The 25,528-nt window shown below is 63.2% G+C and carries 24 protein-coding genes; 9 read left to right on the top strand and 15 right to left on the bottom strand.

Features of this window, described 5'->3' with window-relative positions:
* Window positions 1-280: 280 nt before the first annotated feature.
* A complete protein-coding gene (locus BMF89_RS05400) occupies window positions 281-484 on the top strand; it encodes a cold-shock protein (protein ID WP_028266315.1) in 204 nt (67 codons plus the stop codon).
* Window positions 485-718: 234 nt separating this feature from the next.
* Here BMF89_RS05400 and BMF89_RS05395 read toward each other — a convergent pair whose 3' ends face one another.
* Complete coding sequence (locus BMF89_RS05395; RefSeq protein ID WP_253190717.1) at window positions 719-1,360, bottom strand: excalibur calcium-binding domain-containing protein; 642 nt, start codon at window positions 1,358-1,360, stop codon at window positions 719-721.
* Window positions 1,361-2,265: 905 nt separating this feature from the next.
* On the opposite strand from BMF89_RS05395, the gene BMF89_RS05390 reads away from it, so the two are divergent.
* On the top strand, window positions 2,266-4,611 hold the full coding sequence (locus tag BMF89_RS05390) for a LuxR C-terminal-related transcriptional regulator (RefSeq protein ID WP_253190716.1): 2,346 nt from the start codon (window positions 2,266-2,268) through the stop codon (window positions 4,609-4,611).
* A 21-nt stretch (window positions 4,612-4,632) separates the two neighbouring features.
* Here the strand turns inward: BMF89_RS05390 and BMF89_RS05385 are convergent, their stop codons facing one another.
* The 8 genes from BMF89_RS05385 to BMF89_RS05350 all read right to left on the bottom strand — a co-directional run bounded on the left by BMF89_RS05385 (window position 4,633) and on the right by BMF89_RS05350 (window position 11,634).
* Complete coding sequence (locus BMF89_RS05385; protein ID WP_078106053.1) at window positions 4,633-5,277, bottom strand: ATP-binding cassette domain-containing protein; 645 nt, start codon at window positions 5,275-5,277, stop codon at window positions 4,633-4,635.
* Window positions 5,229-6,764 carry a hypothetical protein gene (locus BMF89_RS05380; RefSeq protein WP_078106052.1) on the bottom strand — a complete coding sequence of 512 codons (1,536 nt, stop codon included), beginning with the start codon at window positions 6,762-6,764 and terminating at the stop codon, window positions 5,229-5,231. Before BMF89_RS05380 ends, BMF89_RS05385 begins: the two co-directional genes overlap by 49 nt.
* Window positions 6,765-7,172 carry a hypothetical protein gene (locus BMF89_RS05375; protein ID WP_139359551.1) on the bottom strand — a complete coding sequence of 136 codons (408 nt, stop codon included), beginning with the start codon at window positions 7,170-7,172 and terminating at the stop codon, window positions 6,765-6,767.
* Between the two features lie 36 nt (window positions 7,173-7,208).
* Window positions 7,209-7,817, bottom strand: coding sequence for a hypothetical protein (locus tag BMF89_RS05370; protein WP_078106050.1), 609 nt, complete (start codon window positions 7,815-7,817; stop codon window positions 7,209-7,211).
* A 10-nt stretch (window positions 7,818-7,827) separates the two neighbouring features.
* The gene (locus tag BMF89_RS05365) at window positions 7,828-8,388 is read right to left on the bottom strand and encodes a hypothetical protein (RefSeq protein ID WP_139359550.1); all 561 of its coding nucleotides are present in this window, start codon (window positions 8,386-8,388) and stop codon (window positions 7,828-7,830) included.
* 4 nt (window positions 8,389-8,392) lie between these two features.
* Entirely contained in the window at window positions 8,393-8,659 is a 267-nt protein-coding gene (locus BMF89_RS05360) for an uberolysin/carnocyclin family circular bacteriocin (RefSeq protein ID WP_078106048.1), read from the bottom strand.
* Window positions 8,660-8,962: 303 nt separating this feature from the next.
* Window positions 8,963-10,402 carry a UDP-glucose/GDP-mannose dehydrogenase family protein gene (locus BMF89_RS05355; protein ID WP_078106047.1) on the bottom strand — a complete coding sequence of 480 codons (1,440 nt, stop codon included), beginning with the start codon at window positions 10,400-10,402 and terminating at the stop codon, window positions 8,963-8,965.
* Window positions 10,399-11,634: a glycosyltransferase family 1 protein gene (locus BMF89_RS05350; RefSeq protein WP_078106046.1), complete on the bottom strand. Its 1,236-nt coding sequence runs from the start codon at window positions 11,632-11,634 to the stop codon at window positions 10,399-10,401. Before BMF89_RS05350 ends, BMF89_RS05355 begins: the two co-directional genes overlap by 4 nt.
* 372 nt (window positions 11,635-12,006) lie before the next feature.
* Between BMF89_RS05350 and BMF89_RS05345 the strand changes: the two genes are divergently transcribed.
* A complete protein-coding gene (locus BMF89_RS05345; protein ID WP_078106045.1) occupies window positions 12,007-13,899 on the top strand; it encodes a polysaccharide deacetylase family protein in 1,893 nt (630 codons plus the stop codon).
* Between the two features lie 81 nt (window positions 13,900-13,980).
* Here the strand turns inward: BMF89_RS05345 and BMF89_RS05340 are convergent, their stop codons facing one another.
* From BMF89_RS05340 to BMF89_RS05325, 4 genes are all read right to left on the bottom strand, one after another.
* Window positions 13,981-14,223: a hypothetical protein gene (locus BMF89_RS05340; RefSeq protein WP_078106044.1), complete on the bottom strand. Its 243-nt coding sequence runs from the start codon at window positions 14,221-14,223 to the stop codon at window positions 13,981-13,983.
* 8 nt (window positions 14,224-14,231) lie between these two features.
* Window positions 14,232-15,668: a flotillin family protein gene (locus tag BMF89_RS05335; RefSeq protein ID WP_078106043.1), complete on the bottom strand. Its 1,437-nt coding sequence runs from the start codon at window positions 15,666-15,668 to the stop codon at window positions 14,232-14,234.
* Between the two features lie 109 nt (window positions 15,669-15,777).
* Window positions 15,778-17,043: an FAD-dependent oxidoreductase gene (locus BMF89_RS05330; RefSeq protein WP_078106042.1), complete on the bottom strand. Its 1,266-nt coding sequence runs from the start codon at window positions 17,041-17,043 to the stop codon at window positions 15,778-15,780.
* Complete coding sequence (locus BMF89_RS05325; RefSeq protein ID WP_078106041.1) at window positions 17,036-18,364, bottom strand: aromatic acid/H+ symport family MFS transporter; 1,329 nt, start codon at window positions 18,362-18,364, stop codon at window positions 17,036-17,038. Before BMF89_RS05325 ends, BMF89_RS05330 begins: the two co-directional genes overlap by 8 nt.
* Before the next feature lie 47 nt (window positions 18,365-18,411).
* On the opposite strand from BMF89_RS05325, the gene BMF89_RS05320 reads away from it, so the two are divergent.
* The 4 genes from BMF89_RS05320 to BMF89_RS05305 all read left to right on the top strand — a co-directional run bounded on the left by BMF89_RS05320 (window position 18,412) and on the right by BMF89_RS05305 (window position 22,091).
* Window positions 18,412-19,212: an IclR family transcriptional regulator gene (locus BMF89_RS05320; protein WP_078106040.1), complete on the top strand. Its 801-nt coding sequence runs from the start codon at window positions 18,412-18,414 to the stop codon at window positions 19,210-19,212.
* Between the two features lie 193 nt (window positions 19,213-19,405).
* A complete protein-coding gene (locus BMF89_RS05315) occupies window positions 19,406-20,536 on the top strand; it encodes a cupin domain-containing protein (protein WP_078106039.1) in 1,131 nt (376 codons plus the stop codon).
* Entirely contained in the window at window positions 20,533-21,360 is an 828-nt protein-coding gene (locus BMF89_RS05310; protein WP_078106038.1) for a fumarylacetoacetate hydrolase family protein, read from the top strand. Before BMF89_RS05315 ends, BMF89_RS05310 begins: the two co-directional genes overlap by 4 nt.
* Window positions 21,360-22,091 (top strand): maleylpyruvate isomerase family mycothiol-dependent enzyme, encoded by a 732-nt coding sequence (locus tag BMF89_RS05305; protein WP_078106037.1) that lies wholly within the window; start codon window positions 21,360-21,362, stop codon window positions 22,089-22,091. The genes BMF89_RS05310 and BMF89_RS05305 overlap by 1 nt, the downstream gene beginning before the upstream one ends.
* A gap of 155 nt (window positions 22,092-22,246) precedes the next feature.
* Here the strand turns inward: BMF89_RS05305 and BMF89_RS05300 are convergent, their stop codons facing one another.
* Complete coding sequence (locus BMF89_RS05300; protein ID WP_078106036.1) at window positions 22,247-22,711, bottom strand: DUF4383 domain-containing protein; 465 nt, start codon at window positions 22,709-22,711, stop codon at window positions 22,247-22,249.
* A 269-nt stretch (window positions 22,712-22,980) separates the two neighbouring features.
* Between BMF89_RS05300 and BMF89_RS05295 the strand changes: the two genes are divergently transcribed.
* Entirely contained in the window at window positions 22,981-24,312 is a 1,332-nt protein-coding gene (locus BMF89_RS05295; protein WP_078106035.1) for a DUF6350 family protein, read from the top strand.
* A 30-nt stretch (window positions 24,313-24,342) separates the two neighbouring features.
* On the opposite strand, the gene BMF89_RS05290 is transcribed toward BMF89_RS05295, so the two are convergent.
* The gene (locus tag BMF89_RS05290) at window positions 24,343-24,765 is read right to left on the bottom strand and encodes a hypothetical protein (RefSeq protein WP_253190715.1); all 423 of its coding nucleotides are present in this window, start codon (window positions 24,763-24,765) and stop codon (window positions 24,343-24,345) included.
* Window positions 24,766-24,803: 38 nt separating this feature from the next.
* On the opposite strand from BMF89_RS05290, the gene purN reads away from it, so the two are divergent.
* The gene (gene purN / locus BMF89_RS05285; RefSeq protein WP_078106033.1) at window positions 24,804-25,376 is read left to right on the top strand and encodes a phosphoribosylglycinamide formyltransferase; all 573 of its coding nucleotides are present in this window, start codon (window positions 24,804-24,806) and stop codon (window positions 25,374-25,376) included.
* Window positions 25,377-25,528: the final 152 nt, after the last annotated feature.

The raw sequence follows: 25,528 nt of genomic DNA, 5'->3' as shown, positions 1-25,528 counted from the left end.
TTGAGGCTCCAGGGAAGGGGGGAGGCGAGCTATTTTCCGGGGGAGAGGACAGTGACCCCGGCGTGAAGTGCGGCGCGCGGCAGATGAAGGATTTTGACAAATAGTAGCCATCCGCCCAAAGGCCTGTATGCTTGTAGCTGTTGTTGTGTTTGGCATTTGGTAGTTCAGGCAGTTCCCGCGGTTCATCAACCGCGACCTTCTGAAGTAACGGTGGAGAACACCCCACACCGGAGGCCCGACAGTCGGGACAACCTCCACCTTCAGTAAGGAAACTGAAAAAATGGCTACAGGTATCGTCAAGTGGTTCAACTCCGAAAAGGGCTTCGGCTTCATCTCCCCGGAAGATGGCAGCCAGGACGTTTTCGCTCACTACTCTGCAATTAACTCGGGCGGCTACCGCTCCCTCGAAGAGAACCAGAAGGTTTCCTTCGATGTCGAGCAGGGCCCCAAGGGTCCCCAGGCAGTAAACATCCAGGCTCTCTAAGCTTCGGATTTCAAAAAGCAGGACCGGTCAATGACCGGTCCTGCTTTTTTGTGCCCTCTTTTTTGGGTTGCGTGGGGGACCTCTCGACGCGCAAATTACCCGGGGATGCGCTAGATCCCTGTCGACACCTGAATTCGGGTAGCGACAGGGATTTGGCGTGTCGCCCTGCTTTTGCTGTAGCAGTGTGATCCAGCAGAATCCGACGGTGTCCCTGGGTTGTGTCCTGTGTAACCGTTATTCGCAGGCTATCCCGTCGCCATCCCTGTCCAATGCGGGCCTGTAGCCGGGCTGCCCCCGATAGATCGGTGCGGCGCCGGCGGCCCGGGCGGCCGTACAGTTCGCGTAGTAGACGGACGACGGCGCCACGGGCGGCGCGACCGGCTGTACCTGCCTGGCCTGGGCTTGGTCTTGTTGTGCCTTCGCTGCAGCAGCATCGGCGTCAGCCTTTGCCTGGGCCGCAGCCTGAGCTGCCGCCGCCTGAGCTGCAGCGGCATCGGCAGCCGCTTTGTCAGATGCAGCCTTGTCTGCCGCCGCCTTCGCAGCCGCTGCGGCTGCAGCCGCGCGCGCATCCGTTACCCTCTTGGACTCTGAGCTTTCCATCCAAAGCAGGACTCCCGCGTCTGATTTTGTGCAGATGAATTGCTTGGGTGGATAGCTCTCAGTCGCGTTCTCCGTCACGCAGGACGCGGTTTTCGGCGCGGTCGGCGTCGGCGTTGGTGTTGGGGTGGGAGTCGCCGAACCCGAAGCCGAAGCCGATTGGGTGGCGCCGGCCTGCGAAATTGTTGGGCTGGCTCCGCCGCAGGCGGTAAGGGCGAGCGCGGCGGCCGTTGACGTGACGATGGCGAAGACCTTGAAAATGGCTTTGCGAGATTTCAAGAAGTCGTGCGACGCGTGCTTTATTTCCCCGTTGTTTTCAGGCGCGCGAGTATTCATTTATTGCCCCCAATGATTCAGTTTTCGACGTGAATGTCAGCAGATCCTAGCATCTGAAATGCGAGAAAAGAAGAAGTTGTCCACATGGACGAGAAAGCCTCTTGACTGCGACCTCAAGAGTGCGGCGTAAAGTCAAGACTAGAATATTTGTTCGATCAAGAAAAGATATATTCGAATAAATATCCACATGCGCGAGGTTCGGTCTGGAGGCGGCCACGAAACCCCCGTAGCGTCAAAAACATGAGACCGCCACCAGGAGAGCCATGGAGAAACCCCTGCCAAACCACACCCCCTTCGACGCCGGCGGAACACTGAGATTTCACTGGGGCACACGTAGATGGGAAGTAAAACCCCACGTCGGCACACGTAGACGCATCCCCGAGCACACTGAGTTTCGCCAAAACACCACTGAGATGGCTGTTTCGCAATCTACGGTTGCCCTTGGAGCGAGGTTCGTCGGCGCACCTGGGGGGATTCCACGGGAATGCGTGGGAAGTCCGCCTGCCAACGCCCCGGCTGTTGGCAGGAACAGTTGAATCGTCTGGACCTTGCACCACCTTTGGCCCGGAGAGCGTTGGATCAGCGCAGCAGAGAAAGTTGGATCGCGAGTGTTCGATCAAGAAGTCCGGCGAACGCTGGACTACGTTGCTCGCGGAATGATGGTTCGAATTGTCGGTGCGCCTGGCAGCGGCCGTACAAGCGTGGTGCAAAAAGCTATTGCTGACCTGGAAAAGACCGGAGCAACGGTTTATTCCATGTCGGGACTCCGCTCACACCGCGGAATACCATTTGGTGGAATTCATAGCCTGAGCCTGGATATTCGAATAGGTCAGTTCGGAGTTCTGGGTGTGGCTGACACCCTGGCAAGCCGGCTCTCACGGCCGGGAGAGCGCGTGCTTGTCGTCGATGACCTCGAGTTCGTCGACGCGGAGACAATAGCGGTTCTGGATGCCGTCCGCCGTCGGACGAAACGGCCCATGATCGTCACCATGAGCGAGCCATCCATCTACTCGATGGCACAGCCGGCCGTGCTCAGCCCCGGCCCCGAAGCCAGGGTCCATCTGAATCCGCTCCGCTACGAGCAGGTGAACGAGCTCATCACCGACGTCCTGGGAGCTCCGGCGGACGCTGACACCACCGCCCGCATCCTGACGAAATCGGCTGGGAACCCGCGGCTTGTGGTTCGCATCGCGGAAACTGCCGCGCTCAGTGACTCGATTGTCCTCCGCCACGGGCAGTGGCACATGAAAGGCGACTCCCTGTGGAATGAACACCTCCATGGCACGGTGCAATCCCTCCTCGAAGGACTTGAATCCGACGAACTCACGGGCCTTCAGGCCATGGCCATCGCCGGGACGGCGCCTCTCGATGTGCTGCAACAAGTGGTCCATTCAGATGTTCTCGACAGGCTTGAGCAGCGCGGCCTCATTTCAGTCATGGAGGATGTCCACACCAATGTCAGCGCTTCGATCACCCCACCGATCCTTGCCGACTATTTCCGTGGTCAAAGGGTGCTCACCAGCAGGCGGGTCTTGAAGAGCCGGATCACGCGAGCCCTCAGTGGATTGCCGCAGGAATCCCTCGTTGACGGCAACTCAGCTGATTCGCTGGTGAGGGTCCTGGCCGCGCTGCGCCTTGAACGTAGCTCCGACGACGCAGCCACGGCGCGCCACTTTCACGAGCAAATCTCCGTCCTGGAGCGCCAACGCTACGAGCTGTGGGATGCCAACAGATCGGTATCGAACGCGGTGGCGCTTCTGAGCGTCTACTGGGGCTCGCCGATCGACGCTTCGAGAATTGAGCGTGTACTTTCCCAGACCTTGACCCCGGGCGGAGAGTCGTGCGAACTCCTGTTCCTGGCATTCACCAAAGCACTTTGGGCGATCCATAAAGGCAAAGGACTGGATTCTGCAGCCGGCGCACTCAGGAGCTTCGGTAAGGAACGTCCCGAATGGTCCGCCGAAGCCGAAGCGGCGGAACTTTTCCTCAGGGCTTCCTATGAGCGAATGCCGGAGAATCTCGACGAAACCTTCGCGCAGCTGCACGATCGCCACCCGGAAAGCGGTGTCATTTCCAGCATCCGAGGGATTCTGGAACTCTATCGCTTCAACCCTTCCGCCGCGCTCAAAGCCATCGACACCTCCAACGGGTTAAGGGGCATTCCAGGAGCCGAACCGTTCATCCGCGGAATGGCCCTTTTCAGCTCGGGTCGGATTGATGAATCGATTGTCTTTGCCCTCGACCAGCGCTCAGAAGCCCGCCGCAACCTGGACCAATTCGGGATGGTTTCCACTACCTATGTTGCTGCCCAAGCCCTCATGTACCGCGGCTATTTCGACGATGCCGAGTACCTCATGAGCAGCATCTTTGCCATGGGGCGGCCAGGCTTCCTCGTGGCTTCCCTTCACGACGCCATGCTGAGGCTCGCTGGACTGAGGACCGCGACGTCGGCGATCCTGCCAGCAGCAACCCTGGCCACCCAGGCGCGGCGCGAAGCTGAAGACATCGGACCACTCCCCGGGACCGCACGAGGAGTCTACGAACTGGTCGCCGCGCGGCCCCTCATCCCCGCTGTATTCGACGCCAAAGCCGCGAAACTCATCCAACGGCAGCTCGAACGTGGCTATGTGCTGGAGGCGATCTATTCCGCGCTGTTCTTCACGTGCCTGCTCCCTGGCCGATTGGTTCTCGAAATCCTTCGGCAGACCTTGAAGGAGTATGCCCCCTCCACGTCCCATGATCAGCTTGTGGCAATTGCTGCCGCAGTGGTGGAGGACGACCATCAAATGCTCGGCGTGCTGCTCGAACACTATGAGCCCGACGCCGATTTCTACCAGGTACGGATGCTGCTCCGCGGTGCTTTCAAACGGTACGCCTTCGTGGACAATACCGTCGGGGCGGCCGCGATGGACCGGGCGTACTCCATGTTCGCGACACGTTTTCCCTCGGAGGATGAGCCCATCGCGTTTAGTTCGGGGAGCTACTCGCCCCTGACCGTCCGGGAAATTGAGATAGCCGCCCTGGCCGGTCATCGCTCGAACCCCGAGATCGCCGAGCATCTCGGAATCAGCATCCGGACCGTGGAAAGCCACATCTCCAACGCGCTGCGCAAGACGGGAAGCCCGTCCCGCACCGCGCTTTTTGACCTTGTCCGGGATTCGTCCCCGTTCCGGGAGAAACGGCCTTCCGAGTGAGCCGACATGGTGGTTTCCGGACTACAGCGTTGCTCCTTCCGGCCTGAAGACGAAGGAACGGCTAACGGTCAGTTGGTCCGGAACTGTGTGGGAGATGAGGACCACCACCTTGTGCTGTGCCCATTCGCCGAGCTCGCAAATCAGGGCCTCGATGCCCTGGAGGTCCATGCCATTGAAAGGTTCATCGATGGCGACCACAGGGGTATCGGCAACGGTGCACATGAGCAACCAGAGCTTTCGGATATTGCCCGTCGACAGCATGGAGACGGGCTGTTCAGCCCAGTCCTGCAGTCCGTATTTGGCCAGTCGGGCGAGTCCGGACTCCGGGCCGACCTGCCGGCAGCGGGCCGCAAGAGCGAGATGATCGTGAACAGTCATGGAGGGGTAGAGGGCCGGGGTCGTGCGGCAGACGCTCCGTACGTGTCGCGCGTCGGGAGAACCGGCGTCGATACCGCATAGGCGAACGCTTCCGGCCCAAGGTTGGAGGAAGCCGCTGATGAGCTCAAGGAAGGTCGACTTTCCGCTGCCATTGCTGCCCGCCACCCGGTAGAGTCCCGGCCCGCTCATGCTGAGGCTGAGTCCCTCAAGGACAGGTGAGCCCTGCCGGTAGCCGACGGTTACAGAGTCAATCTCGATCGAAGTTTCAAAAGACGTTGGCGTAGGCATACGGCGGCTCCCAGGATCAAGAGGATGGAATAGCCCGACAACAGCACGGTGCTGAACTCAGGGCTGACAACAAGGATGAGCGAACAAGGTGAGATGAGGAGGAGGGTGAAAAGGGCGTCCAGCACATCATTGGCTTTGGTGCCGTCGGTGGCGGCCGGCGGCCGGGAGAGCGATTCGGCGACGACTCCGGAGCCGGCGACGATCACGCCCGCGAGAACAGCACCGGGAACCGGAATGTCCAAGGCGAGAAGTGCCCCCAGGAAAACAAATCCACCGGCGGCGGCCCCCGCCATAACGTAGATCCCGACAAGCCGGACAACGATGGCGTTGGCGGAGTAGCCGTTCTCCCAGGCAAAGCGGTAGTGGTACAGCTTCGCGGTGGGCCCGATCCGATTCAGCATCGGTTCCGTGACTCCCAAGCTCAAGAGCACGGCAACACCGATCAAGGATTTTTGCAGTTCCCCGGAACCGAGAGCCGAGTGGACGGGAAGGATGCCCCTGGCGCCCAGGAGGATGCCGATGACGGCGATCCAGGCGAGGACGATGGTGCTGATCACAGAGCCTTGTTTGCTGCCCAACAGATCCGTGACGACGAATACCACGAACTTCGTCAGCGGTCGTTGCCTGCCGCTTCGCTCTGTACTGAAGGAAATCCTGCGATAGCTGAGGCGGCGCCATGCGCGGATGCCGAGGAGGATCGATGTCCCGGACGCAGCGGCCGCCAGCAAGCACAACGCTGGAAGGAAGGGCGAAGGGTCCTTGGCGAGGCCGTTGAGCCGGGAGAGCTGAGGCAAGAGGAACCCGGTGACAGCCCCGAGCAAGAGCCCGAGGCTGAGAGCCAAGAGGCAATACAGCCAATGGAGGCCTATCCGTCGTGCAGGTGTTGAAGCGAAATGGAGGACGCAGTAGGCACACGCAGAGGAGGCGAAAACCAGGACGGAGACCGAAGCCAGCACGACGTTGAGGTAGCTCGTCGTCTCCTCTAAAAAGACAAGGAGGAATACCGCAGCCGAATACCAAAGGAGCCCCGTGCGGCGAAGTGCCGGGAGCAAGCCGTATCTCACAACAACCTGCGGGAGGGGAAGCTCCATCGCCCGGAAGAGCTCCAGGTGCGGAGTGCCGGAAACTGCGAGCCGTCGGCTCGAAACCACCTCGCTGAGAACGGTCGCCGCAGCGGAGTAGAGGATCCCGAGGAATCCCCAATTGAGCACGGCGGCCGTGTCGTGGCGGAGCGGGCCGTCGCGGAGAACGGACATCGTGGAAGCGAACACCATAGTTGCGAGCACGGCCAGTGCTATCGATCCGAAGACCGCGAGGGCCCTGAAGCCATCGAGGGTGAGCGGCAAACGCATCGCGTTGACGATTTCGAACGCCCGGAAGTCCCGCAGGATCCGATAATCGGAACGGCGGACCGATGCGGCACGGACCCTGGCGTTCGACGTCCGGCCGGCATCTGCGACGGGAGAGACCGTGGTCCTCATCAGCACCTAGAACTTGCTCCTCGGACTCTTCTTCTGGACTGAGTCCATGAAGGCCACAATGGTGAGGACCGCTAGTCCGAGCGCACAAACGACGGCGATTGCCGACGTCGTTCCCTGGAACGGGACAACGATGAGCGGGCTCAGGGCCGCCGCGTTGGCAAAACCGGCGACGGCGAAAACAGCCGCCTTGAGCGGTAGCCATTTCCCGGCCGGGCTAAAGGCCGCAATCAAGGGTGCCGCCACTCCGAAGACGAGAAGTATGGCGACTGCCCCGTTCTTCACGGCGAGCGGATCGATATTGTTGAGGCCTTCCGGGGCAGGAGAAGCCCACACGAGGCCGAGGGAAATGCCGGAGAATGCAGCGACCGTGAGGCCCACGATTCGTAGAAGAAGGCTGTAAAGCTGAGTATTCATTGAGGATTTCTGTCCGTGGGAGGTAGTTGAAGAAGGTCAGCCGATGGCAACTATTGTTGACAGGCCGATGGCTGAGAGCACAACGAGGATCTTCCTGCCTGTGGAAAACCCGCGCCAATGCCGGTAGAAGATCGCCAAGGCAACGAGGGCCATTGAAGGGAAATAGGCCCAGAATCCCGGGACATCACGCGGTTGGATGACGCCAAACAGCACGCTGAACAGATTCACGGGGATCGTGGCGAAAATGGCGATCACAAAGAAGGCACCGATATTGACGCGGCCCGCGAGTACCGATTTTCCGGGGATTACGCGTTTGTCCAGGAACGCGGCAAGGGAGAAATACAAAGCGATGATTACGGCGTAGAGCAGGAAGAACATGACGGTGCCGACCGTCATGGAGAGGCTTAGCAAGCGATCGTCGCCGATTTCCGAGCGCACGTCCGCCGGAACGTTCGCGTTGAGGTACTTTCTGGTCAGGGGAAGCCTCAGGGCCACCAAAACCATCAGCAGAATGTAGCTGGCGATCCATAGACCCCGGGACGTGGAGACCCATCCCCTTGCTGATGACGGCTCGGGCCGCAACTTTCCGACCCTCGCGACGCTGATGACGGTTTCGGACTCTCGGCCGTCTTCCGTGCTGGTCATGAAATCCTCCTCAGGACTTGAGCTGAATCACGATGGCCTCAATGGCGGCACCGAGGATGATGAGGGCCAAGGCAATGAGCAAAGTGCCGAGGGACCGGGCCATGTCGTCGATGAACGATCTCAGGGTTGGGGGCTCGTTCTTCATCAGCAGCCGGCGTGCCAGGCCCGCGGCGGGCTGGAATCCAGCGGTCGCCGCCATCACCAGGCCGAAGAATTCGAACGGGACGTACCATATGACGTCGGCAACCAGGCCGGCGCTGCCGACGGAATGCACCCCGAGGGACACTGTCGCCCCGATATACAGCGCCAGGATTCCGGCCCCGAGAAGCGTAGTCAGCCCTAGGGTCGCGACCCCCGAATACAGCACCAAGGCCGCGCCGATGTTCCGCCCAAGGATCTGGAGGAAGTCCTTGCCGTAGAGGGGGCTTCCGCCCATGTCCCTGGCGTCCCGGATCCAGGACAGGTCCACTGCTGAGTAGCCGAAGAAGGCTATGGCAGCCATGGCCAGGCCCGTGCTTGGGAGCAACCATCCAGGGATGCCCCCAAGCACGCGTGCTGTCTTAGCAAGCATCGATTTAGGCGACCGCTTGCGCCCGACCGATGCGGAAAAGGATGGTTCGAGCCGTGGCGATCAAGGCACCCGTGATTCCTGCCCCGAATATTGTGCCGATGACAACGAGTGCCCAGCCTCCGACCTCGATGGCGTGCATGATCTGGGACGCCGCCGCGGCAGAAATGCCAAGGGACCCCGCGATCCACGAAACAGCCAAGCTCGCGCCGAAGATGCCAACCACAGCCAGCGCCGCCGCGGCCGCAGCCTGAAGGCCGGTCCTTTTCGTCATTGTTGATTCCACTACAACCCCATTTCTCGAGTAGAACGGCCAACGGTTTCGCTGGCCCTGAAGAGTGGTGCCCCTCCAAAAAGGAAGGCCATCCACGGTTCAGATTCTCTCGGTGAAATTGGCGTCTACGTGTAAAAAACGGAAAAATCCGTGTGCCAAAGGCCGTTTCTCAGTGTGAACAAGCCCGATCTCCGTGTGCGCGAGGGCTCGTCTACGTGTTCGCGGGGCTAAAACACTGAGAGCCGTTCGGGGCCCTCTCGCCGGCCCGGACCGGCCGCGGCAGCCAGCCCCGGCCAAGAAGGCTTAGCGTCGCGTCGAGGGTGCCTTGGCCGGCGAACCGACAATGAAGGGCCGTGTGTTGAGCGGTTCGACGGGAAGGACAGCAGGCTTGATTTCAGCTATCGGGACCGAAGGCTCAACGCTGGAGCCGGTTCCGAGCCCGCGAACCGTCCAGCCTTGCGCCTGCCATGCTCGAGCATCCAGGACGTTCCGCGCGTCCAGCACCATCCGGCGTCGTACAAGCGAACCGACGACGGCGGGTGAGAGGGCGCGGTATTCGTCCCATTCGGTGAGCAGCAGCACCAACTCGGCGCCTTCGAGCGCGCGGGTCGTGGACGCTTCGAAGCGGAGCTGCGGGTAGCGCATCCACGCGTTGTTGATGGCCTTGGGATCGGTCACGGTAACGTGGGCGCCGGCCGCGGCCAGTTGGAGTGCGACGTCGAGGGAGGGGGAGTCACGGATGTCGTCGGTGTCCGGCTTGAAGGCCGCGCCCAACACGGTGACGGTCCGGCCGCACAGGAAGCCCTTGCACATCTCGCGGGCGACCTCCACGGCGCGGGCGCGTTGGCCCACGTTGATGGAGTCGACCACACCCATCCACTCATCGAGGGAGGGCACGGACAGCGCTTGTGCCTGAGCGCGGAATGAGCGGATGTCCTTCGGCAAGCAGCCGCCGCCGAAACCCAGGCCGGCGTGCAGGTACCGGTTGCCGATGCGTGGATCCAGCCCCATCGCCTCACTGAGCTCCGTGACGTCGGCCCCCGAGGCGTCGCACAGTTCGGCGATGGCGTTGATGAAGCTGAGCTTCGTGGCGAGGTATGCGTTGGAGGCGGACTTGATGAGCTCGGCCGTCGCGAAGTTGCAGACCAACCGCGGTATCCCGGCTGAAATCAGCGGTTCGTAGACGGCGTCGAGCGCGGCCGTGACCGGGGCGCCGGCGGCGGAGTCCTTGCCGCCCGGCACGCCGTACACCAAACGGTCCGGTACCAAGGAATCCTTGACCGCCGTGCCTTGGCGCAGGAACTCGGGATTCCAGCCGAGCAGGACATCCGGCCTGCGGGCAAGGATGCCGCGGAGCATGTCCACTGTTCCCACGGGAACGGTGGATTTGCCGACGACGGCGGCGCCCCTCGCCAGATGCGGGAGGAGGCTCTTCGTGGCGGCGATCACGTACGAGAGGTCCGCGGTATCCGAGGTCTTGGACTGCGGGGTGCCCACGCAGAGGAAGTGCGTCTGGGCGTCGGCGGCATCGGCGAAGTCGGTGGAGAACGTGAGGCGTTGGGTGGCGAAGCCGTCCCGGAGAAGTTCGTCAAGGCCGGGTTCGTGGAAGGGCGCGAAGCCCTTGTTCAGGTGGGCGACCTTCTGGGCGTCAACGTCGATGCCCACCACGGTGTGGCCCATCGATGCGAGCGTGGCGGCGTGCACCGCGCCGAGGTAGCCGCAGCCTACAACGGAGATTTTCATGCTGGGAGTCCTTTGCTGGAAGTCACGGAAATGGTGGCAGACTCGGCCGGTTCGAGCCCGGCCGCGAGCAGCCCGGCCGGCTGAACCGGGCTTGGCGCGGCGGCAGGCTCCACGAGCGCTTCGCCGGCGATCACTGCCTCGTAATGCTGGACAAGTTGCGCGCTCAGCACCGGCCAGGTTCGTCCTTGGACCGAAGCGAGTGCCGCCGTTCCGAACGCGCGGCGCTTGGCGTCGTCGCCCACCAGGTCCTGGACGTAGGCCCGCAACTGCGCGAGGTCTCCCGGCTCGTAAAGCCAGCCGGTGCGCGAGTTTTCCACGAGGTCGAGGGGACCGCCGCGGCCGGTGGCCACGACGGGAACGCCGGAGGCCATGGCCTCCTGGATCGTCTGGCAGAAGGTTTCGAACTCGCCAGGATGAACGAAGAGGTCAAGGCCGGCCACTATTTGGGCCAATTCCTCGCCGCCCAGGAACCCGGTGAAGAAAGCGTTTGGCAGTGCTGCTTCGAGGGCGGCGCGTTGCGGACCGTCGCCAACAATCACAAGCCGGGTTCCCGGCAGATCCGCGAGAACGGCAAGGTCCTCCACCTGCTTCTCCACCGCGAGCCTGCCGACATAGCCGATGATGCGCTCGCCGTGGGGCGCTACGGAGGCGCGCCACGCCGTCGAGCGCTTGGTGGGGGAGAACCGCGCGGTATCCACACCGCGCCGCCACATGCCCACCCTTAAGATCCCGCGGCCGCGCAACTGGTTGAGCGCGAACGTGGACGGGACCAACGTCCGGTCCGCCCGAAGATGGATGTTGTCCACCCGGTTCCATGCCCAGTTCTCCAGCATGGGGAGGCCATACCGGGCGGCGTAGCTCGGCACCTCGGTTTGATAAATCGCAACCGTGGGGATGCCGAGCTGGTGCGCGGCCTGCACGGCCCGCCATCCGAGCACGAAAGGGGATGCGAGGTGGACGACGTCCGGCGCGTAGTCGGCAAGGATTCTCTTGACCCGGCTCACACCGCCCAACGCCACCCGCACATTGGTGTATCCGGCCAAGGGCACGGAGGGGAGGCGGTGGACGAAAGCGCCGTTCACGACGTCCGAGACGGCAGTGTCCGACGTCGACGGCGCAATCACCATCACTTCGTCGCCTCGCTCTTGCAGATGCTCCAGCACCCGCAGGATGGAGTGCGTGACCCCGTTCATGAGCGGCAGGAATGATTCGGCAACGATAGCGATCCTCACCCCTCCACGGTGTGCGCGGAGGTTGGCGACGCGGGGGAATGGGCGTGACGGCAAGGGGAAGGTTTGGTTAACAAATTGACGTTGCTTTCCCGAGTGGAGGATCCGTGCGGCCGGAAATTTCGCCAATCCGGGTAACTACCCGGCTGGAAGACGGGTAGAAGCTACTCTTATTCCCCCGGTTCGGGCCGCCTTACGGTGACACCGTAGTGGACCTCGTGGCCATGACTGGGGTTTGTCCCGGGCACCGGGGTATTTCGGCAGGAGGGCGCTGACTGGGCGGCGCGCCCTCATGCGCTGAACAGCGCAGGGTGTTTTCGCCCCGCGCCGCCCGTATGTCCGGCCAGGCCGTTGTCTAGAATCGAGCCAGACCCTATGAAATTCCCCCATCGTACTAACCAAGTTGACCAGTACCGGACGTTCAAAAGGACGATCCCCGGTAGATGGTTTACCTGGTTATCCACCGTTGTAGTTGTACTCGCTTTCACCGGCGTCACCGCCGGCATCACCGCACCTGCAGCCCAAGCTGCCAACCCCACCATCGTCACCCTGACTTTTGATGATGCAAATGCCGATCAGCTCACCGCCGCGCAGACCATGCAGAGCCTGGGCTTGGTGGGTACTTTCTTCACGCCGTCGGGATTCATCAACAACCCCAATTACCTGACAACAAGCGACATGCAGGGCCTTGTGGCGAACGGTAATGAGATTGCCGGCCACACAGTCACACACCCGGACCTGACCACCGTGACGTCGGATGAGGCAACCCGCCAGATCTGCAACGACAGGGTGAACCTCAGCAACCTTGGATTCACGATCACTGACTTCGCCTATCCCTTCGCTGCCGAGAACGCATCGATCGAAACCATTGTGAAGAACTGCGGGTTGAACAGCGCCCGCGGTCTTGGCGACATCAAGACGCGGTTCAGTTGCGCCGGTTGCCCGCTCGCGGAGAGCATCCCGCCGGTGAACGCATACGACACCGCTGCGCCCGACGAGGTTGACAACACCTGGACCCTGGCCGACCTGCAAAAGTCCGTCACCCAGGCGGAGCCGGCAGGCGGGTGGGTCCAGCTCACCTTCCACCACATTTCAGCGACCAGCACCGATCCGCTGAACGTCACCCCGACCCTGTTCAACCAGTTCGCCACGTGGCTTAAGTCCCGCCCTGCAACCACCATGGTCAAGACGGTGGCGCAGGTGATCGGCGGAACCGTCAAACCGCTCGTCTCGGGACCGCCTGCTCCGCCTGAGGGCACCGGAAACCTCATCAAGAACCCAAGCCTTGAAACCCTCGTAGGCGGCGTACCGCAGTGCTGGGCAGCCGGAGGCTATGGAACGAACACTCCAACGTTCTCCACCGTCAAGCCGGGACACACGGGAAAGGTCGCCGAACAACTCGTGGTGACCAACTATGTCGACGGCGACGCGAAGCTGCTACCCACCCTCGACCTGGGAGGTTGCTCACCAACGGCCACACCGGGGAACTCCTATTCGATAGGTGCCTGGTATAAATCGACCACGAATACCCAGTTCGAGCTCTACTATCGGACCGGGCTCGGCACGTGGAAGTACTGGACATCGAGTCCTTGGTTCTCGGCGGCTACGAGCTATCAAAAGGCCACGTGGACAACGCCTCCGCTGCCCACCGGGGCGAGCGGCATCAGCTTCGGGCTGAATCTGTTCAGCAACGGCACCCTGACCACGGATGACTACGAGATGTTCGACGTCGGGACGCCGCCACCGCCTCCGCCACCACCACCGGCCGGCGGCAACCTGGTACAAAACCCCAGCCTTGAAACGGCCGGTACGGGTTCGTTCCCGCAGTGCTGGCAGGCCGGCGGATACGGCACCAACACCGCCACATTCAGCACGGTAGCTACCGCGCACACCGGCACCAAGGCGGAGAAACTCACCATCACGGGATACTCGAGCGGTGACGCGAAACTGTTGCCCACCATGGACACCAGCACCTGCCCGCCCGCGGCCGTCGCTGGCCACACCTACTCGGTGCGGGTCTGGTACACCTCCACAGCCGTCACACAGTTCGCTTTGTATTACCGTGACGCCTCCAACAACTGGGTGTATTGGACTTCCGGACCGTGGCTGGCCGCCTCCAGCACATACACCCAGGCAAGCTTCACGACGCCGGCGCTCCCCGCCGGGGCCACTGCCATCAGTTTCGGGTTGAGCTTGTTCAGCAACGGATCGGTCACCACCGACGACTACGCGATGTACGACTCCGTGGGAGCCCCGCCGCTGGGCTGAGCAACTGAGATTCACTGAGACAACTGAGGGCGGCTATCCAGCCGCCCTCAGTTGTTCTATCTGGCGGCCTGGCGGGCCGCGTTATCGCGCCGTCTTCAGAACGTCCGGCAGCTCGTCAACGAATACCGTCCCGGGCGGCTCGTAGTAGATGACAAGCACCTCGTCACCCACGTTGAAGACACTGTTTTTGTCGAAGGGGTGCGCGTGGAAGGCGCTCGTGCCGCCGTGGAACGGCAGCATCACTTCCCCCACGGTGCCCGGCCCGATTCGACCCGTGACCCTGCCGATTTTGCCGGTCAGGCTCCGATCAACCTCTTTGTGCATCGGTGTCCCTATGCATCAGGGGTTTTGGTGGGCCGCTTGGGCGCTTCCTTGCCGTTCTTGAGGGCAGCTGTGATCGATGGGAGGTAGTTGCCCACCTGGGACAGGATGCCGCCCACCATACTGTTGAGGCCCTCGCCACCGTTGAGGACCGTCATCTGCCCCACATGGGCAAACGGTTCGGCCGCGGCAGCTACGATGGCGGGCATGTTCTCCGCAAGCTGCTGGGAAATAACTGCCTCTTGGTTGGTTCCGAGCGCCTCGGCACGGGCTTTGATGCCGTCCGCTTCCGCCAAGGACTTGGCCTTGATGGCTGAGGCTGCGGCGTCGCCCCGGGCCCGGGTGGCGGCAGCTTCGGCTTCACCGGTGATCTTGGTGGCTCCCGCAATGGCGGCCGCAGCCGTGGCATTGGCTTGAGCTTCGACTTCCACCCTGCGGGCGTTCGCCTGGGCCTCGAGTTCCGTGCGCCGTGCCCGCGCTTCGGACGCGCTGATGTCGGCAGCCTTTTGCGCTTCCGCCTCGGTCCGCTGGGCATACGCCTTGGCATCGGCAGGCTTCCGGATGGACGTCTGGAGCTTCTGCTCTTCGCGGTCGGCCTCCAGCTTGGCAACTTCGGTTTCCTGGACCACCACTTGCTGGCGCGCCGTGGCATCAGCCAACGGGCCTGCCTGCGCGGCATTGGCCCGGGCCGTTTCGGCATTGGCCTGGGCCGCTGATTGCTTGATCGCCGAGATGCTTTGGGCGTCCGCGATCTGGGCGGCGGCCTCGGCTTCCCTCTCCGCGGCCTCGCGGTTCCGGGTGGCTTCGGCAATGCGGGCCTCCATTTTGACCTGCGCAATGTGCGGTTTGGCCAGGTTTTGGATGTAACCCGTGGGGTCCTGGAGATCCTTTATTTGGAGGGAATCAACCACCAAGCCAAGCTTTTCCATTTCTATGCCGCTGGCGCTCCGGACCAAGGATGCAAGTTTGTCGCGCTCGCGGATGATTTCTTCCATGGTCATGCTGCCGATGATCGAGCGCAAATGCCCCTCAAAAACGTTGTAGACCTGGCTTTGCATTTTGGGCTGCTGGCCGAGAAACCTCCTCGCGGCATTCGCAATGAAAGGTGCGGCGTCCCCGATTTTGTAAATAACCACGCCCTCCACGATCACCTGGATACCTTGCGAGGTCACGCAGTTCACCTGGAGTTCTGTTTCATTCAGCGTGAGGGACAAAGTCCTCACTGTTTGGAGCCCGGGAACCACCAAGGCGCCTTTCCCGGTGACGATTTTGAAATCCATTCCGTCCCTGGTGTCCAAGCTTCCCCGAGTCAGGCCGGAAATGATGAGTGCCTCGTTTGGTTCAGCCACCTTCCACATCAATTTAATGAGAAGCCTAATGACGGCAACGGCGACAACTACCCCCACGACGGTGACAAGAAGGGGGAGATAAGCAACGAGGTCGAACATGACTGTCCTTTCAACGGCAAGCACCCAAGTGGCTCGTGTAGTCAGTCTGCTTCGGTCTGCTCCAGGAGTCCAGCAATTTGCCTAGCTACAAATGACATAACGGATGCTCCTAGGCGTGCGTTCCCGCCAGCGCATCAGTCCTCGCCGTGCCTTCCGTAGGGACCGCCGGAACGCCGTCGCCTTCTTGGCCGTAGAGCCAATCGTTGTACTGGAAGTCGCCGTCCTTGCGGCTCTTGAACAGCAGGTTCCGCAAGACGCGCGCGACGCCGGACACATGCCAGGACTCTCCCCAGACGCGCGCGGTGCGCTGGACTCGGGCCGTGCGTGCCGCGCGGGCTGAGTTGAAATCGCTGATGGCGCGATCCCACGCACCGGTGTCCACGCCGTCGTCGGTGAACACGGAACCGACGGTGGAGTCTTGGAGGACCGCGGCGTCTTCAAGGGCTTGGCACGCGCCTTGTGCCAAGTACTGGAGCATGGGATGCGCGGCATCGCCCATCAGAACCAGGCGGCCGTTGATCCAGTTCTCGATCGGATCCCGATCGTACATGGGCCAGCGGATGCCGGTCGCCAGGTTCTGCAGCGCTCGCTGTACTGCCGGGATGCAGTCCTTGTAAGCCGCCTCGAGTTCGTCGAGGCCTCCGTATTGCTCCTCGCCGCGCTCGAACGAGGGCGACTTGAAGACGGCCACAGTGTTGAGCAGTTCGCCTTTGCGCAGCGGGTATTGCACGAGGTGGCAGTCCGGTCCAAGGTAGACGACGACGTCTTCAAGATCCGTCGCCGGGGTCTCAGCGGTGATGGGGACGGTTCCGCGATAGGCGACGTACGACGACGACACCGGCCCGTCCTGCGCGACGGCGGGGCGGAGCGTGGACTTGAGGCCGTCGGCGCCGATCACGACGTCGGCCTCGTAAACGTCGCCACTCGACGTGTGCGCCATCCCGCGGCCGTTCACGGTCTCGACTTTCTCGACGACGACGTCGTTCACCAAGCGGACACCGGCGTCCTGGCAGGCTTCCAACAGGATCCGGTGCAGGTCGCTGCGGTGGATCACCACGTACGGGGCGCCGTAGCGCTCTTCGAACTCGCCCCCGAGGGTCTGCCGGGTGAGTTCCTCACCGCTCAGGGCGTCGCGGAACACCAAGTGTTTGGGCCGGACGCCGATCTCGAGCGCCTTCTCAAGAAGGCCCCAGCGCTTCAGGACGCGGGAGGCGTTGGGTGCCATCTGCAGTCCCGCACCGACTTCGCCGAATTCGGGGGCCCGCTCAACCAAGGTGACCTCGGCGCCGTTCGCGCGGAGGGCCAGGGCGCCGGCGAGGCCGGCCATCCCTCCGCCGACGACGAGGACTTCAGTGGACGGGTTGCGGTTAGACATTGCTGGCTCCTACGGAGGTGGTGTTTTTGGATTGGGTTTTGGCGGTTTTGATCTTCGCGGTTTTGAGTTTCGTGCCGATGATGCCGAGCAGGATGGCCGCGACGGCGGCGGCCCCGGCAAATGCCAGGAAGTTCGAGTTGACGCCGAGCCCGGCCGCGAGAAGCAGTCCGCCTACTTGGGGCGCGGCGACCGCGCCGATGCGGCCGACGCCGAGGGCCCAGCCGAGCGCTGTGCCGCGCAAATGCGCAGGGTAATGGCTGGCCACCGCCGCGATGATGAGGCACTGGGTTCCGTGGGTTCCCACCCCGGCCAGCACCAACATGAGGTAGACAAGCCCCACGGGCGGACCCGCCACGAGCACGGCCAGCGCGACGGCGGCGACGGCGGCTGCTGCGATCGCCGTCGGGATGGGACCGAAGCGCGTTCCTGCCCAAGCGGTGGCCACCGAGCCGACGACGGCACCGAGGTTGAGTGCCAGGGCGAACGTCAGGGCTGATCCGAGGTTGTAGCCGGCCAGTTGCATCAGGTTCGGCAGCCACGTGCCCAGGCCGTACCAAGCAAAGAGCGTCACGAGGGTGGAGACCGCGAACAGGAGACTCATACCGAGGTACGGGGCGCGGAGGAGGGACTTGAAGCCGCCTGTTTGATTCGCGTTCTTGGCGGCAGGGCGAGCCTCCGCGAGCGTCTCCGGGAGGAAGCGGATCCCGAGCGGAACCACCACGAGCAGGGCAACGGCGGCCACGAGGAACATGACCGGCCAGCCGAAGGCGGGAATCAGCGGAATGCCGGCCACCGCGGCGATCGAGCCGCCGATCGGCACTCCGGACATCATCAGTGTGGCGATCGTGGACCGCCACTTGGCGGGAACCAGTTCGGCGACCAAGGCATTTGCGGAGGGAACAAGTCCGCCCAGGCCAATGCCGGCCAGCAAGCGCAGGCCGCCGAAGACGAAGGCGTTCGGGGAGAACGCGCACAGGATGGTGAAGAGCGAAAACAGTGCGGCGCAGGCGATGATGGTCCGTCGCCGCCCCCAACTGTCCGACATCCTGCCGGCGAAGATGGCTCCGATCATCATGCCGAGGAAAGCCATCGAACCGACCGTGCCGGCCGTGGCTTTGGTGAGCCCCCAGCCTGTGTCGGTGATGAGGGAGGACTGCACGGTTCCGTAAACGATGAGGTCGTAGCCATCGAATACCACGAGCAGCCAGCAGACCAGCACGGCAGCGGCGGAACGCTTGCTGAACCGGGCTGATGCTCCGGGGGAGTGGTGAACGCCGTCTTGGGTCCGCTCCGGCGCTGCAGCGGATGGGGTGTGATTCATCCCACCACTGTGTGGCCGTTGTTTGTGTGGCCCAATAGAATTCTGTCGTGCAGAATCTTCCAGCCCGCAAGAAACCGGCCTATTCCATTGAAGCCGTGGACAACGCCCTGCACCTCCTTCAGCTCCTGCGCGACGGCGGCAGCCTACGCCTCAAGGACGCCGCGGCGGAGCTGGGTGTTGCACCCTCTACAGCCCACCGGCTGTTGGCGATGCTGGTCTACCGGGGCTTCGCGGTCCAGGACGAGAACCGCCGTTATGTGCCCGGGCCTGCCATGGGAGTGGGTCCGGCGGGACTGAGTTGGAGCCGATTGCTGCGCACCGTGGCGCAACCGCACATGGAACTCCTGAGCGGCCGGATCAACGAGACCGTCAACCTCATGGTCCGCGTGGGTACCAAGGTGCGGTTCCTGGCGACGGTGGAGGGGACGAACGCCCTGCGGGTGGGCGACCGCCAGGGGACCGTGCTGCCCGCGAACAAGGCCTCGGGAGGCAAGGCGCTGTTGGCCGAGCTGGAGCCCGCCATGATTGAGCAGTTGTTCCGCAGCCATAATGCGGAGATCGGCGGGGACAACATTCCCGACGCTGAATATCCGGCTTTCCTGCGCGAGCTTGAGACGATCCGGAGCAACGGATTCGCCGCGAATTTCGAAGGCACCGAGGAAGGGATCAGTGCCTTGGGCGTGGCCCTGCACAACGGGCGCGGCGTTGCAGTGGGTGCCCTGAGCGTCGCGACTCCTGTTGCGCGGTTCCGCAGGCTCTTCGATGCTGGTCTTGTTGGCATCATGCGGGAAACCCGGCGCCAATTGGAAATCGACATCGCCGCCAATCCCGCCGAGTCCCAGCCATAACCCACCCAACTAGCTCGCAATAGGTGTCGTTTTGAGGGCCCATAACGACAACAAATGCGAGTCAGTTGGGTCAGTCCGTTAGCAAGGTGGGACAGGTGATTCTGGCTAGCAGAATATGCTGGAGATCACTTGGGGGCCTCCCTAGGGTCAGGAGTACGCCAAAACTGTCCCGCACCCATCGAGGAGGCCCCCTGTGTCCATCAGCGCCGATAGCACAACACATGAATCGGTCGCAGCCGCGCATGCGGTTCCTGAGCCGACTCCCGAAGAAGCTGCCCAGCTGGAGCAGCTGTATAAGGATTTCGAGGCCGGGAACCTGATTCCGCTCTGGACCGAGATCGCGGACCTGATGCCGATGGTGCCGTCCCCGAAAGCCGTGCCGCACGTGTGGCGCTGGAACGATTTGTATCCGTTGGCTGCCCGTGCCGGGGACCTGGTTCCCGTGGGCCGTGGCGGGGAGCGCCGGGCCATCGCATTGGCCAACCCGGGCCTGTCCGGCACGCCGTATGCAACGCCGACCTTGTGGGCTGCCATCCAGTATCTGGGCGCGCACGAAACGGCCCCGGAACACCGCCACTCGCAGAACGCGTTCCGCTTCGTCGTCGAGGGTGAAGGCGTCTGGACGGTTGTCAACGGGGATCCGGTGGCGATGCGTCGCGGGGACTTCTTGCTGACGCCGGGCTGGAACTTCCACGGCCACCACAACGACACTGACCAGCCGATGGCGTGGATCGACGGACTGGACATCCCGTTCGTGCACTACGCGGACGCGGGATTCTTCGAATTCGGGACCGAACGGGTCACGGATGAGGCCACCCCGGACGTCTCCCGCTCCGAGCGGCTCTGGGCGCACCCGGGCCTCCGTCCGCTGTCCGGGTTGGAGGACACCACCAACTCACCCATCGCGGCCTACCGCTGGGAGCACACCGACGCAGCACTCCGCGAACAGCTGCTTCTCGAGGACGAGGGCCACCCCGCCACGGTGTCCCAGGGCCACGCCGCCGTGCGCTACACCAACCCGACCACCGGCGGGGACGTGATGCCCACCATCCGCGCCGAATTCCACCGCCTGCGGGCCGGCGCCTCCACCCAGGCCATGCGCGAAGTCGGCTCCAGCGTGTGGCAGGTCTTCGAAGGGACCGGCACCGTGGTGTTGAACGGGGAATCGAAGGTCCTGGAGAAGGGCGACCTCTTTGTGGTCCCGTCCTGGGCGCTGTGGTCGCTTCAGGCAGCGAGCGAGTTCGATCTGTTCCGCTTCAGCGATGCCCCCATTTTCGAACGACTGAATTTCAACCGCACGTACATCGAAGGACGCAACAAATGAGACTCCTCACCCTCCGTACTTCCGCCGGAACGACGACGGCGGTTCGCCAGGACGGCGGCACCCTGACCGAGATCGACGGCTTCTCCGATGTCGGAGCCCTCCTGCAGGACCCCGCCTGGGCGACTATCGCGGAGGCGGCCCACGGCGCAACGCACGCGTACGACGGTGCCGACCTCGCCGCCGTCGTGCCCTCACCGGGCAAGATCATCTGCGTCGGGCACAACTACCGCAACCACATCAAGGAGATGGGCCGGGAAATCCCCGAGTACCCCACGTTGTTCGCGAAGTACCAGGAATCGCTGATTGGTCCCAACGACGATCTGGCGCTGCCGCAGGAGTCGGACACCGTTGACTGGGAGGCCGAGCTCGCCGTCGTGATCGGCAAGAAAGGCCGGCGCATCAGCGAAGCCGACGCGGCCGACCACATCGCCGGGTACTCGGTGCTGAACGACATCAGCATGCGCGACTACCAGTTCCGTACCGTCCAGTGGCTGCAGGGCAAGACCTGGGAGAAGTCCACTCCCTTCGGGCCTGCCCTGGTCACCAAGGACGAGTTCACAGCCGGGCCGTTGATGACCTCGGCCGTTGACGGTGAGATCCAGCAGCAGACCCCCACCGGGGACCTCGTGTTCACGCCCGAATTCCTGGTGTCCTACATCTCCACCATCATCACGCTGAACCCTGGCGACGTCATCGCGACCGGCACCCCCGGCGGTGTGGGCCACGCCCAGGACCCCAAGCGCTACCTCCAGGAAGGCCAGCTCCTGGTCACCACCATCGAGGGCCTGGGCCAGCTGAACAACCGCGTGGTCAAGGAAGCCTGATGGTCGCCCGCCAAGACCTCACCACCGATCCGGGCCTGCAGGAACAGCTCCTGCAGGCCCGGCGCGGGACCGCGTTCTTCGCCCGCAAGCTCAATGAACTCACCGATGCCGAGCTCGACGGCGGTTCGTTGCTTCCCGGCTGGACGCGCCGTCACGTTGTAGCACACGTGGGCTACAACGCCCGGGCGATTGCGCGCTTGGTGGAGTGGGCCTCGACCGGCGTGGAGACTCCGATGTATCCCTCCGTTGCGGTGCGGGATGAGGAGATCAACTTCGGTGCCACCCTGTCTCCCATCGCGTTGCGTAACCTCTTTGACCACTCCGCCGTTCACCTGAGCGTGGAATGGCGCGACCTGCCCGACGACGCCTGGCACCACACGGTCCGGACCATCCAGGGCAGGGAAGTCCCGGCGTCGGAAACGGTCTGGATGCGCACCCGCGAAGTCTGGGTGCATGCCGTGGACCTCGACAACGGAGCATCGTTTGCTGATATCCCGGCGTCTGTCTTGGAACGGCTGCTGGCCGACATCACCTCGGCGTGGGCGGCCCGCGGGACCGACGCCGGGTTGTTGATCCAGGTCAGCGGCACGGACCGCACCTTCGGTGATCCGGACGCCGCCGTCGTGGTCGCCGGGCCTCTTGCCGGCGTCGTGCAATGGGCCACCGGACGCGGGAGCGGCGGGGTGGCCGCGGGCGCCGGGCCGGTGCCGGCGGCACCCAAGTGGATCTGACGGTGTCGGGCACAAAGAAGGTTGGCACAGCTCCCGGCTTCTTCACCGCAGGAACTGCACCAACCGCTTGTATGACTATTCAGATTTGGTTGTAGATCCTACCCATTGGCGGCTCCTATGATCCCGGGCTAACTTAATCCGGGCTTTGAATAGGGCTACTTTGGGTCATCAGCCAGGTGACGCGAAAACATCCAGCCGGCGGCGACCATCAGGATGCCCAAGACCATGAACGTCCAGTTGTCGAGCGTGTTCAGCGACAGGAAGTTGGCCGCCGAATCAACCCCGACGCTCAGTCCATACACACTGAGCACGATGTACAAGGCACCGAAGCTCATCAGGGTATTGCGTGCGCTATGCCCGCCCGAGCGGGACATCGCCCAGCTGGTTCCACCGATGAGCAACTGCACAATATTGAGCAGCAACGACACTTGGAACACGCCCAAGAGCATTGCGCGCGAATCCGGCCCGAAGAACTGCAATTCCCCGTACCGCATGGTGATGCCCGGAATGAATCCGAGAAGGCCCACCAGCGCCATCAGAATACCTACACCCATGCCGATGTTCTGGATGTCCGTCCGTCCGAAGTGAACACCGTGCGCATGGGGGGTTGCGGTAGTCATTACGCCCTCCATCCACCTATTGCGAACAATCCAATTTTACGTCTGGCATATGCAAAAAGCGCTCGGATCGGCCCCGACGACGGGCTCCGACGCTCGCTCACTTATGTGCGGTTTTTCCTGGACGCTCGCTCACATGTACGACGGCGGCACGGCGGAGGTGAGCGGGCGTTGGGCCGGAGGGCCTCATAGGTGAGCGGGCGTTGGAGGATTGGCGGGGCGTCCGGGCGCCTGCCGGGTGAGCGGGGCGCGCCGTGGCACGATAGAACACGATGAAACTGCGCGCTGATCAGACCGGTAACCATGGCCTGCCCATGCCCTTGTGGCTGCAGGGTGCCCTTGAGTCGGCCCAGGCCGCCATTATCTCTGCGCTCGTGGTGGTCTTGCCGCTGATCGGCGTCTGGGCAACTGACGGATTCCAGGACCACACCATCGATTTCCTGGCACGCTTGGCTGGCCAAACGTGGCTGCTTGTCCACGGCGTGCCGCTGCAACTGGCCACAGTCAACATGGGAACCGCGAGCCTACCGGGTTCCGGCATGCTGTCCCTTATCCCGCTCGGACTGACTCTGGTCCCGTTCCTGCTGGCGTGGCGCGCCGGCCGCAGGCTGGCCAGGGCCTCCTACACGGACCAACTGTGGCAGGCATTCTTCGGAGCGTTGCTTGTCTATGGGGCGTTCGGCGCGGCCACCGGATTCGTGTGCCGCACGCAGGACATCGTCATCAACATTTGGTTCGCTGCGTTGCTTCCGCTCATCCCGTTCGGCTTGGGCATGGTGGTGGGCGCGCGGCGCGAGTCCGGCTCCTGGAGCAGGCTCATTGGCGTCGACGCCGTCGATTGGCTCGCACGCACAAGCCAACATTCACGTTGGGCCGGGTCCTACTTTGGTTCCGCCATCAAGGCCGGATTCGTCGCGATCATGGCCGCCATGACGCTCGCGGCGATGTTGCTCGCAGTCGACCTTGTCATGCACTGGACGGACATCATCGCCGTCTACGAAGGCCTGAAAGCCGGTGCCCTCGGCGGTGGCGTCCTGACCATCGCCCAGCTCGGCTACCTGCCCAATCTGGCGGTTTTCGCTTTGGCTTGGTCCTCCGGGGCCGGGTTCTCCCTCGGTGTTGGATCGCACGTCGGGCCGCTTGGCACCGCCGTCGGGCCCTTGCCCGCCATTCCCGTCTTCGGCGCGTTGCCCACTGGGCAACTCGACTTCGGTGCCGCGGCCCTTGCCGTTCCGGTGATCGCGGGTCTGCTGGCCGGCTGGTGGTTCCTGCGTGCGGGGGAGAACCACTTCGACGAATGGCTCTCCATCAAGATCAAGGCGCGCTGGTTCACGGCTCCTGTTTCCACGCTGTTCCTCGGCGCGCTCGTCGGGGCTGTGGCCGGGGCTCTGGCGGGGGGCCTCGCCTGGCTGGCGCGCGGCTCCGCAGGAATCGGGCGCCTCACCGAGATCGGACCGGACCCGCGGTGGACGGCAGTCTGGATCGCCGCGGAGGTGGGGATCGGCGTCGTGATCGGTTATTGGGTGGGGCCTTGGCTCGAGAGGCGGCAGAAGCTCCGCGAAGCGGATCTCGATGATGCCGTGTACGACGGCGACCGCCGCTAAGGCGCCCGCCTCACCTCGACTTGTGCCCGGCTAGCGCAATCCGGAGGGAAGGGAGTTCTGGAAATCGAGCTGGCACGAGGTCTGGGCGTGGAGAGTCAGCGCGCCTCGTGCGCAGTCCTCCAGGGTGCGGATCTGCTGGAAGAAGACGACGGCGGTGAGCACCAGCAGGCACATGATGGCCGTGACAACCAGCCCGGAAATGGTGCCGAACAAGACGATGCGCGGTTGCTTGAACCTGATGGTGCGCACAAGGACCACCACTCCGAGCACTCCCGCGACGACGGTGAGGATGCCACTGAGCCAGACGTAGCTGATGTTCAGGATGTAGACGAAGATGGCGCCGAGCACCGTCAGCAGGAAAGTCCTGAACAGCGTCCGGGTAACGGCAAGCGCTGATTTGGCAGCCTCGCTCTGTGGCTGGTGCTGCGGGGTGGGTCCAACGCCGGAATTCATGTTTTCCAGCCTACGCGAGCCAGCCATAAGCTAGTGCAATGCGCATTGTTGTCCTCGTCTCCGGCACCGGTTCCAACCTCCAAGCAGTTATCGACGCCGTGAAGGCGGGCGAGCTGGACGTTGAGATCGCAGCCGTGGGAGCTGACCGTCCCGGTACCTATGGCGTGGAACGTTCCGCCGAAGCCGGACTGGACACCTTCGTGGTGGACTTCAAGGACTACGCGGACCGGGCGGATTGGAACGCCGCGCTGACCAAGGCCGTTGCCTCGTACGATCCGGACGTGGTGGTTTCCTCCGGGTTCATGCGGATTGTGAGTCCGGAATTCATCGATGCCTTCGGCGGCAAGTACCTCAATACGCACCCCGCACTGCTTCCGGCCTTCCCGGGTGCCCACGGTGTCCGCGATGCCATGGCTTATGGCGTGAAAGTGACTGGCTGCACCGTGCACTGGGCCGACGCTGGCGTGGACACCGGCCCGATCATCGCCCAGGAAGCCGTCGACATCGCCCCGGACGACACCGAAGATACCTTGCACGAGCGCATCAAGGTGGTGGAGCGGCGGCTCCTGGTCCGGACGCTCGCAGAGCTCGCGGCGGGAAAGCACGCCTGAGCCCTCCGTTTGGCCCAACTAACTCGCAGTAAGTGTCGTTTTGAGGCTCGAAAACGACACCTAATGCGAGCTAGTTGTACTGCCCAGGGAGGTTGGTTAGCCGGCTGACGGGTGGTTTGTTCCCGGTGGCGGTGTGGGGCCTGTGGTGATTG

It is taken from the genome of Arthrobacter sp. SRS-W-1-2016, assembly GCF_002009585.1.
GTDB classification, from domain to species: Bacteria; Actinomycetota; Actinomycetes; order Actinomycetales; family Micrococcaceae; genus Arthrobacter; species Arthrobacter bambusae_A.
Note: the sequence above shows the minus strand (reverse complement) of the source record. Positions and strands in the feature narration are given on the sequence as shown.